13 protein-coding genes are annotated in these 16,508 nt (G+C 69.0%); 7 read left to right on the forward strand and 6 right to left on the reverse strand.

Features of this window, described 5'->3' with window-relative positions:
* The first annotated feature begins 229 nt into the window (after window positions 1-229).
* Window positions 230-499, forward strand: a complete 270-nt coding sequence (locus tag MWN52_RS01525; RefSeq protein WP_286576248.1) for a FitA-like ribbon-helix-helix domain-containing protein — start codon at window positions 230-232, stop codon at window positions 497-499.
* Window positions 496-912, forward strand: coding sequence for a type II toxin-antitoxin system VapC family toxin (locus MWN52_RS01530; protein WP_286576250.1), 417 nt, complete (start codon window positions 496-498; stop codon window positions 910-912). Before MWN52_RS01525 ends, MWN52_RS01530 begins: the two co-directional genes overlap by 4 nt.
* Window positions 913-918: 6 nt before the next feature.
* Here MWN52_RS01530 and cas3f read toward each other — a convergent pair whose 3' ends face one another.
* From cas3f to MWN52_RS01545, 3 genes are all read right to left on the reverse strand, one after another.
* Window positions 919-4,341, reverse strand: a complete 3,423-nt coding sequence (gene cas3f, locus MWN52_RS01535) for a type I-F CRISPR-associated helicase Cas3f (protein WP_286576252.1) — start codon at window positions 4,339-4,341, stop codon at window positions 919-921.
* Complete coding sequence (cas1f, locus tag MWN52_RS01540; protein WP_286576253.1) at window positions 4,338-5,315, reverse strand: type I-F CRISPR-associated endonuclease Cas1f; 978 nt, start codon at window positions 5,313-5,315, stop codon at window positions 4,338-4,340. Before cas1f ends, cas3f begins: the two co-directional genes overlap by 4 nt.
* A 237-nt stretch (window positions 5,316-5,552) precedes the next feature.
* Window positions 5,553-7,907: a Tex family protein gene (locus MWN52_RS01545; RefSeq protein ID WP_286576255.1), complete on the reverse strand. Its 2,355-nt coding sequence runs from the start codon at window positions 7,905-7,907 to the stop codon at window positions 5,553-5,555.
* Window positions 7,908-8,092: 185 nt separating this feature from the next.
* Here MWN52_RS01545 and MWN52_RS01550 point away from each other — a divergent pair, with 185 nt between their 5' ends.
* On the forward strand, window positions 8,093-8,461 hold the full coding sequence (locus MWN52_RS01550; protein WP_286576256.1) for a hypothetical protein: 369 nt from the start codon (window positions 8,093-8,095) through the stop codon (window positions 8,459-8,461).
* A gap of 32 nt (window positions 8,462-8,493) precedes the next feature.
* On the opposite strand, the gene MWN52_RS01555 is transcribed toward MWN52_RS01550, so the two are convergent.
* Complete coding sequence (locus tag MWN52_RS01555; RefSeq protein WP_130514808.1) at window positions 8,494-9,720, reverse strand: MFS transporter; 1,227 nt, start codon at window positions 9,718-9,720, stop codon at window positions 8,494-8,496.
* A gap of 76 nt (window positions 9,721-9,796) precedes the next feature.
* Here MWN52_RS01555 and MWN52_RS01560 point away from each other — a divergent pair, with 76 nt between their 5' ends.
* The 4 genes from MWN52_RS01560 to MWN52_RS01575 all read left to right on the forward strand — a co-directional run bounded on the left by MWN52_RS01560 (window position 9,797) and on the right by MWN52_RS01575 (window position 13,155).
* A complete protein-coding gene (locus MWN52_RS01560; RefSeq protein WP_286576260.1) occupies window positions 9,797-10,591 on the forward strand; it encodes an AraC family transcriptional regulator in 795 nt (264 codons plus the stop codon).
* A gap of 266 nt (window positions 10,592-10,857) precedes the next feature.
* On the forward strand, window positions 10,858-11,340 hold the full coding sequence (locus tag MWN52_RS01565) for a hypothetical protein (RefSeq protein WP_286576262.1): 483 nt from the start codon (window positions 10,858-10,860) through the stop codon (window positions 11,338-11,340).
* 19 nt (window positions 11,341-11,359) lie between these two features.
* On the forward strand, window positions 11,360-12,643 hold the full coding sequence (locus MWN52_RS01570; protein ID WP_286576264.1) for an XVIPCD domain-containing protein: 1,284 nt from the start codon (window positions 11,360-11,362) through the stop codon (window positions 12,641-12,643).
* Window positions 12,644-12,981: 338 nt separating this feature from the next.
* A complete protein-coding gene (locus MWN52_RS01575) occupies window positions 12,982-13,155 on the forward strand; it encodes a DUF1328 domain-containing protein (RefSeq protein ID WP_130514813.1) in 174 nt (57 codons plus the stop codon).
* 213 nt (window positions 13,156-13,368) lie between these two features.
* Here the strand turns inward: MWN52_RS01575 and MWN52_RS01580 are convergent, their stop codons facing one another.
* Together MWN52_RS01580 and MWN52_RS01585 are read right to left on the reverse strand one after the other, a co-directional pair.
* Window positions 13,369-13,812: a VOC family protein gene (locus tag MWN52_RS01580; RefSeq protein ID WP_286577661.1), complete on the reverse strand. Its 444-nt coding sequence runs from the start codon at window positions 13,810-13,812 to the stop codon at window positions 13,369-13,371.
* Between the two features lie 422 nt (window positions 13,813-14,234).
* Window positions 14,235-16,376 carry a S46 family peptidase gene (locus tag MWN52_RS01585; RefSeq protein WP_425608067.1) on the reverse strand — a complete coding sequence of 714 codons (2,142 nt, stop codon included), beginning with the start codon at window positions 16,374-16,376 and terminating at the stop codon, window positions 14,235-14,237.
* Window positions 16,377-16,508 lie beyond the last annotated feature (132 nt).

A 16,508-nucleotide genomic window follows, 5' to 3' on the forward strand; every position in this document is an offset into this window, starting at 1 on the left:
AGCGCCGCGCCAACGGCGCTGGGGCACCTAGTACAGAGGATGCCATCGACTGATCGGTATGTAAACCAGTGTTTAATTATTTAAATTTGATAAATAGGGTATTGTTCGCTGCCGTGTAGGTAGCTCAGAAGAGTGTGTAGTTCTTTAAAGCTTGCTGCCGCACAGGCAGTTCTTTCCTCCGGGGGTGACTACAATGCAATCATTGCAGTCACCCCCGGAGGGTCTCCTCATGGCCACCATGACCATCCGCAACCTCGACGACGATTTGAAGGCGCGCTTGCGCCTGCGCGCGGCACGGCACGGGCATTCGATGGAGGAGGAGGCGCGCAGCATCCTGCGCGCCGTGCTGACGACTCCAGGCGGGGATGATTCGGGCGCCGCGCTGTATGCGGCGATTCGTGCGCGGGTCGAACCGTTGGGCGGCATCGAACTCGAACTGCCGCCGCGCGAGCAAATGCGTGCGCCGCCGGATTTCGGCGGTACCGAATCCGCGGAGTGATCATCCTCGACACCAATGTGCTGTCCGAGTGGCAGCGCCCCTTGCCGGATGCCCGGGCCGTGGCGTGGCTGAAGCAGCAAATGCGCTCGGACCTGTTCACCACTGCCATCACGCGAGGCGAGATGCTCTACGGCGCTCGCCTGCTCCCGGAAGGTCGGCGTCGCACCCTCCTGCTGCAGGAGATCGAGGCGATCTTCTCGCAGGACATGGCCGGCCATGTCCTGCCTTACGATGCGGCCGCGGCCGATGCGTTCGCCGAGATCGCGGTGCGGTGCCGTGCGCTGGGCCGACCTACCGGGCAGGCGGACATGATGATTGCCGGCATCGTGCGCGCGCACGGCGCGACACTGGCAACCCGCAACGTGCGGGATTTTGCGGACTGCGGCATCGCGTTGGTCGATCCCTGGCATTGAGCCGCCTCAGCGCCTGCGGGTGAAGCCCAGCCAAGGATGCCAGCGCCAGCCTTGGTCGCTGCGCGGCAGCTGCAGCATCGTGTACGCCGGTGCGATGGCGGCCAGAGGGCGGTCCAATGCCTCGGCCTGTTCGGTCAGCAATGTGGGCAATTCGAAACCGCCCCAGACGGCAATGCCCGGGGCCGGTTCCAAGGCGATCTCGTGCAGCAGCTCGCACGCCGGAACATAGGGCGACTGGCCGCTGCGCTCCAGCGCCTCCTCGACGCGATACGGAATCCATTCGTCCTCTTCCTCGCCGGGCAGGAATACCAGCGTGGCCTTGGGCTCGCGGTCGTTGCGGAAGGGCTGCTGCTGCGGCAGCACGCCGATCAGCGCCGCCTGCGGATATCGCCATGCCAGGGGCGCGTGGTCGGGTTCCGCCTCCGGCGAGGGCGGGGGTGCACGGCGCGACGAACCCGCAGGCGCAGGCGCGAGGTAGGGCCGCATGCTGGCGGCGATGCGGGCCTGCTCCAGATCGACCAGGTCGTGGCGCGGCCTCCATTCGGCCTCGGCCCGGGGGCGGATCCGCGCGATGGCATCCACGCGCCGGAAGTCCTGCGCGCGCAGCACGTCGGCCAGACGGTGCGAGGCCAGCAGGAAGCGATCGTCCGCGGTGCGCTTCTCGAATCCGGGCAGGCAGAAGGCGGGCGTTCCGCCGCCTGGCGACTCTAGTGCTTTCAGATTGGTGTCGAATACCAGGACATTCGCCGTGCGGGGCGCGAGCCGGCGGTGCCGCTGTACGCGGCCGCCCAGCTGGATCAGTGATCGCATCGAGGAGGGTTCGACGACGGCCCAGTCCGCATCCCAGTCGCGGCCCACTTCGCACACCGGCGAGGCCAGCACCACGAACAGCTGATCAGGTGCCGAATGCGCGTCGAGCGCGGCTCGTACGGAGGGCATTCGCCAGATGGCGTCCTTGTTGCGGCGATTGAACGCGGTATCGAGCATCTGCTCGATCGCCGAGCGCTGCACCAGCGGAAAGCGCGCGTGGTAAGCGCACAAGTGGATTTGCGTCCCTTCCGGCGCGCCTTGCATGTGCAGGGCGCAGGCGACATCGATCAGCGGGTCGATGTTGGCCATGCGCACGATGCCGAAGCTGACCCGCTTGCCGCTGACGGGGTCGAGGCTGGCGTGATCGGCATGCAGGCGCAGACAGGCCCGATGCAGATGGGTGGCGAAGTCGCTGCGGGTGCGTTCGCGTTGCTGCGCGACGACAGGGAGCGGAATCACTTCGGCCAGACGCAGTGGTTCGGCTTGTTCCAGCTTGCGGACGCGCTTGTCGACGAACGACCTGTGGCCCGCAGCGAACGCCGCATCGTCGCGACAGGTCTGCACATGGACGCTGAACTCGTCTGTCCACAGGCATGGCACCTCGATCAGCGTTTCATCGCGGCCGCCGTCGGCACCGCGATTGCGGCGATGGAGGCAGCGTCCGGCCCGGTAAGCCATGAACATGCCCTCCACCAGCGCCGGCGGCAGCGTCGCCGACGACAGCACCACCCGCGTGCCGAGCATGCCGGCCCAGTGCACGAGCCGCGTCAGCGCCGGCAGATCGTCGAGGTCGTAGTCGTCCAGTTCGTCCAGCACCAGGTCGGCGCTCATCAGCCGCAGCATCGGCGCGATCTGGCGCCCGGCGCGCAGGGCCTCGGTGGCGGGCGCCAGGTGGTCCACCGTGCAGACCAGCATCGGCGCGGAAAGCAGCTTGCGGATGTCGGCGTCGGCCAGGGCGCGCGACAGCAGTGGATGGTCGGCCACGTTGCCGTCGTAGAGCACGCGGCTGTCTTCCTCCAGCAGCGACTGCACCGAAGCCGAGCCACCGGCTTCGGCCTGACGCTCGTGGAATTCGAACAGCGCGCGGCTGGCCGATCCGCCGACCAGCACCGCCAGCTCGTCGTCGCCCAGGTGCAGGTCGTGGCGGTAACTGCGGCCGGTCTGCAGGGTCAGCGTGCGCAGGCCGAGCGCGTAGCTGGCGCGCAGCCCAAGCTGCGGATCCGCCAGGGCATACAGGATGCGCGCGTTGGCCAGGGTCTTGCCGCAACCAGTGGAGGCCATGTTGACCACGAAGGCACCGTGTTCGACGGCCTGCCCGCGCAGACTGGCCGCGGCGTCGAAGGCCTTGTCCTGCCAGGAGAAGCGCGGATCGGCACTGCGCTTGCGCAGGCCTCGATGCTGGGCCAGCCGTGGCAGGTGGCGTTCAAAGCCTGGCAGGGCATGGGCGATCAGGCCGGCGCTGTGGGCGACGCCGAGCAGGTGTTCAAGCAGCGACTGGTTGGCGATGCGTTCGCCGTGGAGGTTCTTTGCGGTATTGGCAAAGAGCGTCTGCCCGCTCCGTACGAAGCCTTGGCGTGCGGCGACCGGCTGGCCCGCCTTGTCCAGGCTCAGGCTGGAGTAATGGTGGTCGGCCAGCATCAAGCACAGCCGCGCCAGATGCATGACGTAGGCATTGCCGAGCCAGTCGCCGTCGCGTCGCCCGCGCAGAGCTGCGAGCCGGCGCGCCAGTCGCGCCGCCTGCGTGCGCCATCCTGCGGCGATGACGGGCAGCTCACCGGCAAGTTCCCAGTAAGGCTTCGCATCGGTACCGGGTGCGGGCCGCACCTCGTTCCAGTCGTGGGCGACCTCCGCCAACGGCGTGGTGAGCCAGGCGTGCCTGAACTCCGAGGCACGCCGCCCCAGCCGGGCCTGGGTGCCGTCCTCGTTCCGCGCGGGGATCACCGGCAGGCGATGGTGGGTGACGATCAACCAAGCCACGGCGGCCGCCAGTGGCGCGCGCGCCTGCATAGACCGGAACGGGTAGCGTTCGATGCCGGGATCGACGCCGTCCCTCAGGTAGCGGCCCGGCGCGGTCCACGAGGTCTGGTCGTACTCCGCCGCTGCCAGCCGCGCCAGCCAGCCCGCATCGTCGTCGTCGCCGACGAAGGCCTGGAACAGCCGCAGCGAGACCCACTCGTGGCGATATAGATTTTTTTCCTGCAGCTGACCGCGCAGGCGTCGCTGGAAGGCGAGGCTGGCCTTGCCCAGGTCGTGCAGCAGGGCGCCAAGCTGGGCGAGCAGGCGGATGTCCTCGGCGCTGTGCCAGTCGTTCTCGTCCTCGCCTCGCAGCACGTTGCGCACTGTGGTGTTGGTGGGCACCGCGCCCTCGGCGTTGAAACGGCGCGCATCGCCGACGATCCACAGCAGTTCGCTGTGGTCCAGGCCGCGGATCCAATGGCAGGCCACGGCGGTGTTCTTGCGTGCCGTCTTGCGCAGCAGCCGGCGCAGAGCATCCAATCCGGCCTGGGTGATCGGCGTCTGCCAGGTGCGTTCGCCGCGACGTTCGGCGAACTGGTCGAGGATGCGCCGGGTTTCGATCAGGGCGCGCTTGTCGCACTCGGACACCAGCAGGATGTTCATGCCTTGACCTGCGCGGCGATGTCCAGCGCGACCGCCTTGAGCGTGTCGATCATGAAGTCCAGCGACTCGCTGCGGGTCAGCGCCTCGATGCAGCCGCGGCGAAAGGTCTGCTCGTCATCGCCGCGCATGGCCGAGACGAAGGCCTGCGGCAGGATGCTGGCATCCTTGACCAGGTCGGCCACGTCGAACACCAGTCCGCCGCGCCGGGTCTTGCCATGCAGCACCGCCAGCCCGTGCGGCAGCCCCAGCACCCAGGCCGTGGTGGCGCCCAGCCCGTAGGCCAGATAATTGCCGTGGTCGAGGAAGCGGTTGGCCGGATCGCTGCCCGTGCCGCGCTTGGCGCGGGTGAAGTCGCCATAGCCGACCGTGTCCACCGCCAGCTTAAACAGCGCCTTGGTCAGGCGCGCTTCCTCGGTCAACAGCGCGGTGCTGTCCTGCGCGAGCTCGATCTGCCCGGCCGTGCGCGCGAGCAGCGCGTCGAGCCGAGCGGTGTCCGGCGCGAACCCGGCCTCGCGCAGCGCGCGATGCCGCCACTGTTCGCCAATGCGTCGCGCGCGCGCCTGCTGGAAGGCCTTCGCCGCCGCCAGGCGCAAGTCGTCGTTGAACCAGAACCGTACCCAGGTCTGCAGGTATTCGGTTGGCCGGTACTCGCTCTGCGGGCAGAACCAGGCCACCTCGACGTCCATCTCGTTGGCGGTGAACAGCGGCGTGCCACCACCTCCGCAGAAGCCGACCAGCACGCCGGCCTTTGCCAGTTCGCGCATCGCCGCCTGCGTGACCGAGGTGCCGGTGCCAAGCAGGATCGTGGTGGTGTTGGCGATCGGGATGTTCCAGTACAGCGATCGCTTGCCTGCGTCGGTGACGTATTCGACCCGGCCGCCGTTGACCAGGACGCGGCAATGCTGGAGGTAGTAAAGATTGGCCCGCTTGGAATGCAGGATCGTCTTCAAGTCCGACGGTGACAGGTCTTCCATGGCGACACGCCCCCAACCGGTACGCACCTGCGCACCGCCCCTGTTGGCCAGGCTGGCTCGGAGTCTACGCGTGCTGGTCGCGCAGGCTGCGACAGGTCGTGGATGCTGGCTCGTCCATCGACGAGGGTGCCGTCAGCGTCCGTGCGAAAGTCCCTGGATCCCCGCTTGCGCGGGGATGACGGACCCGGGTTGGGCGAGTGCGTGCGGATCACCCGTGTTCGGGCCGCACGCGCGCGATCACTTCCCCCGCGCCCGCGCGAACGCCGCAGCCAGCGCGTTGTCCGCCGGCGGTGCGGTGGGCTTGGGCGGCCGTGCGTTCCCGCTGCCGTGGCGCGGGCCGCCGCGCTCGTTACTCCGCGCATTGCGGTCCTCGCGCGGGCCGCTGGTGGGGGCGCCGGGGACGTCGTCCAGGCGGCGGGTCAGGGCGATGCGCTTGCGCGCCACGTCCACCTCGAGCACCTTGACCTTGACGATGTCGCCGGCCTTGACCACTTCGCGCGGGTCCTTGACGTAGGTGTCGGACAGGGCGGAGATGTGGACCAGGCCGTCCTGGTGCACGCCGATGTCCACGAACGCGCCGAAGGCGGCCACGTTGCTCACCACGCCTTCCAGGATCATGCCTTCGCGCAGGTCCTTGATGTCCTCCACGCCCTCGGCGAAGCGCGCGGCCTTGAACTCTGGGCGCGGGTCGCGGCCGGGCTTCTCCAGTTCCTTGAGGATGTCGCGCACGGTGGGCACGCCGAAGGTCTCGTCGGTCAGGCGCTCGGCCTTGAGCCCGCGCAGGAAGGCGGTGTCGCCAATGATCTGCTTGATGGTCTTGCCGTCGGCCTGGGCCAGGATGCGCTCGACCACCGGATAGGCCTCCGGGTGCACCGCCGAGGCGTCCAGCGGCTGCTCGCCGTCGTTGATGCGCAGGAAGCCGGCGCACTGCTCGAAGGTCTTCTCGCCCAGGCGCGGCACCTTCAGCAGCGCCTTGCGGGTCGGGTAGGGGCCGTGCTGGTCGCGGTAGACCACGATGTTCTCGGCCACGGCCTGGGACAGGCCCGACACGCGCGTGAGCAGCGCGGCCGAGGCGGTGTTGACGTCCACGCCGACCGCGTTGACGCAGTCCTCCACCTTCGCGTCCAGGGCACGCGCCAGGCGGAACTGGTCCACGTCGTGCTGGTACTGGCCCACGCCGATGGCCTTGGGTTCGATCTTCACCAGCTCGGCCAGCGGGTCCTGCAGGCGGCGGGCGATGGACACCGCGCCGCGCAGCGACACGTCCAGGTTGGGGAATTCCTTGGCCGCGGTTTCCGAAGCCGAGTACACCGACGCGCCGGCCTCGCTGACCACGATCTTCTGCAGCTTGGGGTTGTTGCAGGCCTTGATGACCTCGCCGGCCAGCTTGTCGGTCTCGCGGCTGGCGGTGCCGTTGCCGATGGCGATCAGCGCCACGTCGTGCTGCTGGCACAGGCGCTTGAGCGTCTGCAGCGACTGCTCCCACTGGCGCTTGGGTTCGTGCGGGTAGATGGTGTCGGTGGCCACCAGCTTGCCGGTGGCATCGACCACGGCGACCTTGCAGCCGGTGCGGATGCCCGGGTCCAGGCCGAGTACGGTCTTGGGCCCCGCCGGGGCGGCCAGCAGCAGGTCCTTGAGGTTGTCGCCGAACACCTCGATGGCCTCGCCTTCGGCCTTCTCGCGCGCCTGGTTGAACAGGTCCAGCATCAGGTGCAGGTGCAGCTTGGCGCGCCAGGTCAGGCGGCAGGCCTGCGCCAGCCAGGCGTCGGCCGGGCGGCCGCGGTGGTCGATGCCGGCCGCGCGCGCGATGCGGCCTTCGGCATAGGCGTTGCCGGCCTCGACGTCGGCGCCGGGCTCCAGGTCGAGCTGGATGAACTCCTCGCGGCGCGCGCGGAACAGGGCCAGCAGGCGATGCGAGGGGATCTTGGCCAGCGCCTCGCTGTGGTCGAAGTAGTCGCGGTACTTGGCGCCGGCGTCTTCCTTGCCTTCCACCACGCGGGCGCGGATCACGCCGTTGTCCTGCAGCCAGGTGCGCAGTTCGCCCAGCAGCGCGGCGTCCTCGCCCCAGCGCTCCATCAGGATGGCGCGCGCGCCTTCCAGCGCGGCCTTGGCGTCGGCCACGCCCTTGTCGGCATCCACGAAGCCAGCGGCGAAGTCCTCCGGTACGCGCGTGGGGTCGGCCAGCAGGCCATCGGCCAGCGGCTCCAGGCCGGCCTCGCGCGCGATCTGCGCGCGGGTGCGGCGCTTGGGCTTGTAGGGCAGGTAGAGGTCTTCCAGGCGCGACTTGCTGTCGGCGGCGAGCAGCTCGTTGCGCAGTTCGTCGGTCAGCTTGCCCTGCTCGTCGATGCTGGCCAGGATCGCGGCGCGGCGGTCTTCCAGCTCGCGCAGGTAGACCAGGCGCGTTTCCAGCGTGCGCAGCTGCGTGTCGTCCAGCCCGCCGGTGACTTCCTTGCGGTAGCGCGCGATGAACGGGACCGTGGCGCCTTCGTCCAGCAGGGCAATGGCGGCCTGCGCCTGCGCGGCCTGCGCGCCGATTTCGTCGGCGATGGTCTGGGTGATCTGGCGCGCGAGCGCCGCGGAGAGTGCTGCCATTGCGTGGTTCAACCGGGACTACAGGGCCGGCGATTGTGGCGTCCTGCGTGCGCCAGTCCAAGCGGTTGACTTTCACCGCGCATGTCCAAATTGCGGTTTGACGCGATGCCGAGCCGCTGCTAGAAGAACTAAGGGCCGTGGATCGCCGGCCGGCTCGGAAGTACCACCCATGACAGGACGTCACCATGATCCCCGATCCAGAGCAGTTGGCAGAACAGCACGCGCGCGAATTCGCAGGCCCACAGGATCGGATGCTGCGCCAGGCCGGTCGCGCGCTGGAGGCCGTCGTCCAGCAGTTGCCCGAGGCCGAGCAGATCGCCTTCGCCGACCGCTACATGGCGCGGCTGACCCAGCTGACCCTGGCGCAGTCCTCGTCCGCTCGCCCAGCCGAGGCCACGACGCGTCATACGCGTCGACCGCCGGAGGCGGCGGGATTACCGGGTGATGCGAATCCGCGACCCCGACGGCCGGGCGTCCGGCGGTGGGTGCCGGTGCTGCTGGTCGTCGTCGCGGTGATCCTGGTCCTGCTGATCCGCGGCCTCGGCGCGCGGTAGCTGCTGCCGCGCGGGCCGGGCCGCACGCCGGCTCAGGCGTGCCGGCGGTTAGGCAGGAAGGCGGCCACGATGCCCAGCAGCGGCAGGAACGAGATCACCTGGTAGACCCAGAAGATGCTGGTGTGGTCGGCCAGCACGCCCAGTACCGCCGCGCCCAGCCCGCCCATGCCGAAGGCGAAGCCGAAGAACAGCCCGGACACCGTGCCGATGCGGGTCGGCATCAGCTCCTGCGCATAGACCAGGATCGCCGAGAACGCCGAGGACAGCACGAAGCCGATGATCACCGTCAGCACCGTGGTCCAGCCCAGGCTGGCGTAGGGCAGCAGTAGCGCGAACGGCGCCACGCCCAGGATCGAGGCCCAGATCACCGGCTTGCGGCCGATGCGGTCGCCCACCGGCCCGCCGATCAGCGTGCCGGCCGCCGAGGCCAGCAGGAAGCCGAACAGATGCAGCTGCGCGCTGGGCACGGACAGGTGGAACTTCTGGATCAGGAAGAAGGTGTAGTAGCTGCTGATGCCGGCGATGTAGAAGTACTTGCTGAAGATCAGCACCAGCAGCACGCCGATCACCCAGGCCACCGTGCGTCGCGGCAGCGGCGCGATGCCGGCCGGCGCCGCCGCCTTGGGCCTGGCCGCGCTGCGCGCCAGCTGCAGGCCGTACCAGCGTCCGACATAGGTCAACAGGCCCATGCCGATCAGCGCCGCACCGGCGAACCAGGCCACGCTGGTGCGCCCGTTGGGCACGATCACCGCCGCGGCGATCAGCGGGCCGATGGCCGTGCCGGTATTGCCGCCGACCTGGAACACCGACTGCGACAGCCCATGCCGCCCGCCCGAGGCCAGCCGCGCGATGCGCGAGGACTCGGGATGGAACACCGCCGAGCCGATGCCCACCAGCATCGCCGCGCACAGCACCATGACGAAGTTGGGCGCATAGGCCAACAGCAACAGGCCGCACAGCGTGGAACCCATGCCCATCGGCAGCGAGTACGGCGCCGGCTTGCGGTCGGTGCGCAGGCCGATCAGCGGCTGGAACAGCGAGGCGGTGAGCTGGTAGGTCAGGGTGATCAGGCCGACCTGGGCGAAGCTGAGCTGGAACTGGCCCTTGAGGATCGGATACAGCGCCAGAATCAGCGACTGCATCATGTCGTTGACCAGGTGCGAGCCGGTCAGCGCGGCGAGCACGCCCACCGCCACCGGGCCGCGCGCGGGCGCTGACGTGGCGGGCTGGGCGGGCAAGGGCGCGGTGGTGGTCGACATGACGGCGGCACGGTCCGGGACGGGCAGGGGGCGCATGGTAAAGTCGCGGCCGACGCCTTTCTTGCGCGATCTGGTCATGACCTCCCGCGAAAAGGACATCGATGGTCTGGGCGAACCCCGTCGCGTCGGGGCGGCCGCCGACGTGCCGGTGACCTGCCTGGCCCGCGATTACCCGGCCGACACGCGGATTCCGCTGCACCACCATCCCGACCGGCACCAGCTGGTCTACGCCGAAGGCGGCGTGCTGGCGGTGCGCGCCGGCGATGGCCGCTGGGTGGTGCCGAGCACGCGCGCGCTGTGGATGCCGGCGGGCGTGGGGCATCAGGTGCACTGCATCGGTCTGGTGCGCATGCGCAGCCTGTACATCCTGCCCGGCGCACTGCCGGCCGCGCCGAAGGCGCCTTCGACCGTCTCGGTGACGCCGCTGCTGGCCGCGCTGATCCATGCCGCGGCCGAGGTCGCCTCGCCGTGCGCGGCCGACTCGCGCGATGGCCGGCTCATGCGCCTGATCCTGGACGAACTGCAGACCCTGCCGGTGCTGCCCCTGCATCTGCCCGAGCCACGCGACGCGCGGCTGCGCGCGATCGGCCGCCAGCTGGAACAGGCGCCCGACGATGCCTCCACCCTGCAGGACTGGGCCGCGCGCCTGGAGGTGGACGTCAAGACGATCCAGCGCCTGTGCCAGCGCGAGCTGGGCATGACCTTCGGCCAGTGGCGTCAGCAGGCGCGGCTGCTGCGCGCGCTGGAGCGCCTGGCGGTGGGCGAGAAGGTGATCGATGTGGCGCTGTCGCTGGGCTACGACAGCCCCAGCGCATTCGCGACCATGTTCAAGCGCCGCTTCGGGCAGACGCCGAGCCAGTTCTTCCGGTGAAGACACTGAAGCTGGGACAGACGTCGCAGCTGACGGGTTTGACCGCTTTCCGGGGCGCTGCTAGAAGGTGAACCGGGCCATCCGGGGGTGGCCTCTCTCTCGCAGCGAGACCGATCTCCATGCACCGTCCGACCCCATCTGCCGCCGTCGTTACCCTGCGCCTGATCTGGCTGGCCCTGAGCGGCCTTGCGACCACGGGCTGCGCGACACCGACGCGTCCGGACGCCGCCCCCGCCGCCGCTTCCATCCCTTCGAAGGATCCGATGATGAATGCCACCACCGCCACGCCCCTGAGCCTGGACGATCTCAACCAGCGCGTCCTGCGCCTGATCGACGGCATCCACAGCCGCGAGGATCTCGCACCGGCGCAGCTGCAGCGCCTGACGGGCGTGGAGGTGGAGGTCAATGCCGAAGACCCGACGATCTATGGCATCGCCGGCCCGGTCGCAGGCCAGGGCCGCTACAGCCTGGTGTCCTCGCACAAGAACGCCTCCGGCCAGGTCGACAGCCTGCTGCTCTCCTTCGAACCCGACGATGCGGCCGCGCCCTGCGCCAGCGTCGAGGGCTACCGCAGCGCGCTGGCGGCCGCCGGCTTCTCCGGCCAGCACCTGCCGGCCGGCCACCGCGGCAACGAAGCCTGGTACTTCACCCGCCAGGGCGTGAGCGTGAACCTGCATGTCCGCCCCGCGCGCGGCGCCTCGCACGCGCCGGACTGCGTGGCGTCCATGGTGATCGGCGTCTACCAGTAGCGTTGGCGAGGACCAGGACATGAACGACAAGCACGTCGCAGGCAAGCCCTCGCCCACCCCGGAACAGCAGCTGCAGTCGATGCTGGATGCCTTCGACAAGGCCAATGCCAGCGGCAGCGTGCATCCGGGGGAAGACCTCAAGGCCGTGCTGGACAGCACGCCGGGCCTAAAGGCCAATGTGCTCGACGCGATCGAGAAGAAGCAGTTGGACAGGATCGAGGCGCTCAACGTCAACGGCGCGCTGGGCGTCTACATGGGCGATTCGCGCACCATCCAGATTTCCCCCAGCCAGCTGCACATCGCGCGCACCGACCCGGAGATGCTCAACTCGGTGCGCTTCACCCTGGGCCACGAGGTCAAGCACGCGGCCGATCGCGCGCAGATCATGACCTCGGACGCCAGCCTGGAGAAAGGCGTCAATGCGCTGGCGGGCAGCGGCGGCAAGGTCCACGACTACACCGCGGTGATCAAGCAGTTCAACGAGACTTCGCGCAGCCTGGAGACGCATGCCGAACTGACCGGCTACAACGTCGTGGTCGCCCAGGTGCTGAAGGACAACCCCAAGGCGACGCTGCGCGATGTCTACAACACCTCGCCCAACGACATGGATCCGTACATCCAGAAGGGCGGCACGCCGGCCAACCCGACCTATACGCCGCGTCCGGGCATCACGCTGGACGGGCTGAAGATGGCGGGGACCAAGGAGAACCTGGCCGCGGTCAACACCTACTTCTACGAAGCGCGCGGCTACCCGCAGCAGAACGTCTCCCAACTGCTCGACTACGCCGGCCAGGCCGAGGCGCATTACCACCCGGGCAAGGGCGCGCCGCAAATCGAGGTCGACCTCAAGGCGCTGGGCGTGTCCAAGGGCCAGGTCTCCACCAGCGCGACGTATGTCGATACCAGCGCCAAGCCACGGCTCGGCGTGCCGGCCGCGGCGCCTGACGGGCTATCCGGCAACCGCCTCTACGACGATGCCGCGCAAGGCCTGGGACGCACGCAGACCGGTGCCGCCCTGGACGGGATGGCCTTCCGCCAGACTGCCGCGGCGATGGCGGCACAGGCGCAGCAGGACGGCCTGCACCGGATCGACAGCGTGCACGAAGGTCGCGATGGCCGGCTGTTCTCCGTCCAGGGCCAGCCGGGCGCGCCCGACGCCCTGCGCAGCCATGTCGAAAGCGCCCAGGCCAGCCGCCAGCCGCTGGAGCAGAGCGCGCAGGCCCTGCAGGTCCCGCAGGCGCCACCGCCGCAGGTGCAGTCGCGCGAGCAGGAGGTGCAGCAGCATGCGCCGTTGATGCGCTGAGGGCAGCGGCGGCCGGCGCGTGGTGCGTTGGCGGGCGGTTCGCTGGCTTGGAGCGGGATTGCGCGGGAGACTCGCGCCAGAGGCCAGAGGCCAGAGGCCAGAGGCCAAAGGCCAGAGGCCAAAGGCAAGGAGGACTGCAGGGATCACCGGGACTGCGAGGTCGGCGGGCCGTCAGCATGTGCGTGATCGCGCCGGCCGTGGGATACCCCCGCAACGCGCCGCGCTGTCGTCGCTGGCCGTGCTGCGCGGGATGTGAGCATCGCGTCTGCGCATCCTCACCCGATGCGCACTGCACGCTGGCTAGGGTGCCGTCATCTGACCGTGCAAGGAGACATCCCATGCTCAAGTGGGCGCTGATTTTCGCCATCATCGGTGTGGTGGCCGGCGTACTCGGCTTCGGCGGCATCGCCGGCGGCGCGTTCGCCATCGCCAAGTTCCTGTTCTGGGCCTTCATCATCATCGCCGTGATCCTGTTCGTCCTGGGCATCACGGTCTTCAAGAAGGTCACCTAGCTCACGCTCCGCCCCTCCCCTTGCGCAGCAGGGGGAGGCCGGGAGGGGGTTGTCTCAGCCGAGGCGATTTCTACCGAAGAGCAGCAGTCTTTTCACTGACGGGTTCGCTAATCGCAGTTCCCGTTGGATTGCGCCCCAGCGCGGCGACATCGTCGAACGAAGTGCTGCTAATCACTCGGACTGCACGCGCGGCTAAGCCTCTCACCCGCCTGATCATCCCGCTGGCGGCTGCATGAACTCGATCGTGATGCGATCGGGGCCCGCGACATAGGCAACCAACGTCCCCTTGCGTGGCCCGCCGGGAATCGGCTGCGGGCTGCCTTTCGCGTTCCAACCCGCCGCCTCGACGCGCGCGATGGCGGCGCGGATGTCCTTCACGGCCAGCGCCAGGTGGGCGGCGCCGATCGCACCTGCGCTCTCCGGTACGGCTCCATGCTCGCGGCCTCCCGAGTACTGCAGCAGTTCAATCACGAAGCCGTCCGGCGCCTCGACGATCGCGGTCCGCACGCTCGGATCGGCCACCCCTGTGACCTGCCGGAGGAATTCGCCTCCCATCTCCGACTGCCGCTGCAGCGTGAAGCCGAGCGCTTGCGTCCAGAAGCGGATGGACTCGTCCAACGAGGAAACGGCAAAGCCCGTGTGATCCACGGCGATCACGTTGGCGGTCTGGGTCACTGCGGCATGCTCCCTGTGGGGGATCGGGAAAACAGGATCTTGCACCTTGAGACCACCGGCAACTGCGAGGCGATCCTGGGTCGCGCAGATTTCAAAGCAAAGAGCAAAAGCACCCCTCCCCCTCAGTCGCTAGATCGCGACTTCGAGCTCCCCTTCGTCTACGACGAAAGGGAGGGGGCAGAAGCGGTGCAGCGCCTTGGGTCTGTGGGCTTACTGGGCCAGAAGGCCAAGCAGGGTGCAGCGTGCTGCCCCTCCCCTTGCGCAGCAGGGGGAGGCTGGGAGGGGGTTGCCTCAGGTCGCGCAGATCTTGAAGCGAAGCGCAAAGGCACTTCCCCCTCAGTCGCTAGTTTGCGACCTCGAACTCCCCTTCGCCTAAGGCGAAGGAGAGGGGGCAGAAGCAAGACCTACTGCGCCGGCACGCCCATCTCGCGCAGCAGGGCAGGGGCCGGATAGACCTTGGCCAGCAGCCAGCGGATGTAGCGCGCATCGACGTGGATGGCGCGCTTGTAGCGCGGGTCGTACCACCAGCTGGCGTTGACCGCTTCCCAGTTGCTGTCGAAGTTCAGGCCCATCAGCTCGCCTTTGGCGTTGAGCACGGGCGAGCCGGAGTTGCCGCCGGTGGTATCCAGGTTGGTCAAGAAGTCCACGGTCTGGGTCTTCAGCACCGGGTCGACGGTGCTGCCGAAATCGCCCTTGGCGATCGCCTCCAGCAGCGGCTTGGGCGCGTCGAACGGCACGGTGCCGGTGTTCTTCTCCACGATGCCGGCCACCGTGGTGAGCGGCGCATAGGCCACCGCATCGCGCGGCGCCAGCGGCGTCACCCGGCCGAAGCTCACGCGCAGCGTGCTGTTGGCATCGGGATAGCTGGCGCGGCCCTGCTTGGCGCGCCAGGCGGCCAGCGCCTGCATGTAGGCCGGGCGCAGGCGCAGCAGATCGCCCTCGCGCGTCTTGCGGGCGTTCTCCAGTTCCAGCTGCGCCGGCACCAGCTTGGCGGCCAGTGCGATCAGCGCATCGTCGGCCAGCGGCTGGCCCTGGCGCGCGGCGGCGAAGCGCGACAGGCGCTCGCTTTCCGTCCCCAGCGTGGTCGCGCCGTACAGCGCATCCAGCGCCTTGGCCAGTTCGGCCGGCGTGCGGCCGAAGGCGGCGTCGAAGGCCGGCACACGCTGCGCCTCGGGCAGCTGCTGGTAGCGGCTCAGCAGCACGGTCAGCAGCGCCTTCTCGGTGGTCGCGTCGTAGCGGCGCTGGACCTGCTTGAGCTGGCCTTCGATCAGCGCCTGGTCGCGCTGCTGGTAGCCGGTCTCGCGCTGCGCATCGGGCTTGGCCGATTCGAGGCGCAGGCGCTCCAGGGTCAGCGCCGAGCGCAGCAGCTGCGTCTGCCCGGCGACCAGGCTCAGCAGCAGGTCGCGATCGCCCAGCGCCTGGCCCTGGGCCAGCAGCTGCTGCAGCTGATCGATCTGCTGCTTCTGCGCGCCGCGCGTAGCCGCGAGCATGCCGGCCTCGTCGGCGGCACGCAGGCGCGCGGCATCGCTGCGCTGCAGGCCTTCCAGTTCGCCGGCGGCGCGCTTGCGGTTGTTCTTCAGCGACTGCAGCTGCGAGGCATAGCGCGTGCGCGCCTCGGCATTGGTCTTGCCGGCCTGTTCGATCTGCGCGATCAGCGCATCGAACACCGCCACCCGCGCCGGCAGCACATGGCCGACCTGCGCCTCGAACTCGGCCGCGGTGCGGTTGCGATAGGTGATGCCGGGATAGCCGGCCAGCATGGCGAAGTCGCCTTCCTTCGGCCCCTGCACGGCCATCTTGAGGAACGCCGGCGGCTGATAGGGCACGTTGTCGGCGCTGTAGTCGGCCGGCTTGCCATCCTTGCCGACATAGGCGCGCAGGAAGGTGAAATCGCCCGCGTGGCGCGGCCACATGAAGTTGTCGATCTCATCGCCGTAGTTGCCGATGGCGCGCGGCGGCGCATAGACCAGGCGGATGTCGCGCAGCTCCAGCTGGGTCACGCGATAGAAGTCCGCGCCGTAGTCCATCGTGGCCACGCTGCAGCGCACGTTGCCGGCGGCCTCGCACGCGGCCACCAGGCGCTTGCTGGCCGCGTCCACGGCATCAAAGTAGGCGCGGCCGGTCTTGCCCTTCGCATCGGCCAGCACCTGGTCGGTGACCTTGTCGAAGGCGGTGGTGACCAGTACGCGGAAATCCGGATTGGCCGGCAGCTCCTCGCCGAGCGCCTGCGCGACGAAGCCATCGTCGATGAGGTTGGCGCCAGCCTTGGTGTTGTACTGGATCACGCCGTAGGCCACGTGGTGGTTGGTGACCAGCAGCCCGTCGCCGGAGACGAACGAGCCGGTGCCGCCGCCGACCTTCACCACCGCGCTCAGCGGCGCCTGCGTGACATCGGCCAGCGCAGACGGATCGCCGCGGAAACCCGCCTCACGCAGGGGCTCGGCCAGCGACGGCAGCTGCGTGGGCAGCCACATGCCTTCGTCGGCACGGGCGGTGGAGGACAGCAGCAGCGCCAGCGAGGCGGCCAGGGGCAGGGTGCGGGTCATGTGGATCCGGATGCGATGCGAAACGTGGCGGCGACAGTAGCGGCCACCCGCGCACGCGGCAAATGGGAAGCGCATGACGGTTTGGTCATGGGCGGCGTGTCATGCGAAAGCCGGCGTGCTGCAAAAGACCGC

The sequence above is a fragment of the Pseudoxanthomonas winnipegensis genome (assembly GCF_030322905.1).
GTDB classification, from domain to species: Bacteria; Pseudomonadota; Gammaproteobacteria; order Xanthomonadales; family Xanthomonadaceae; genus Pseudoxanthomonas_A; species Pseudoxanthomonas_A winnipegensis.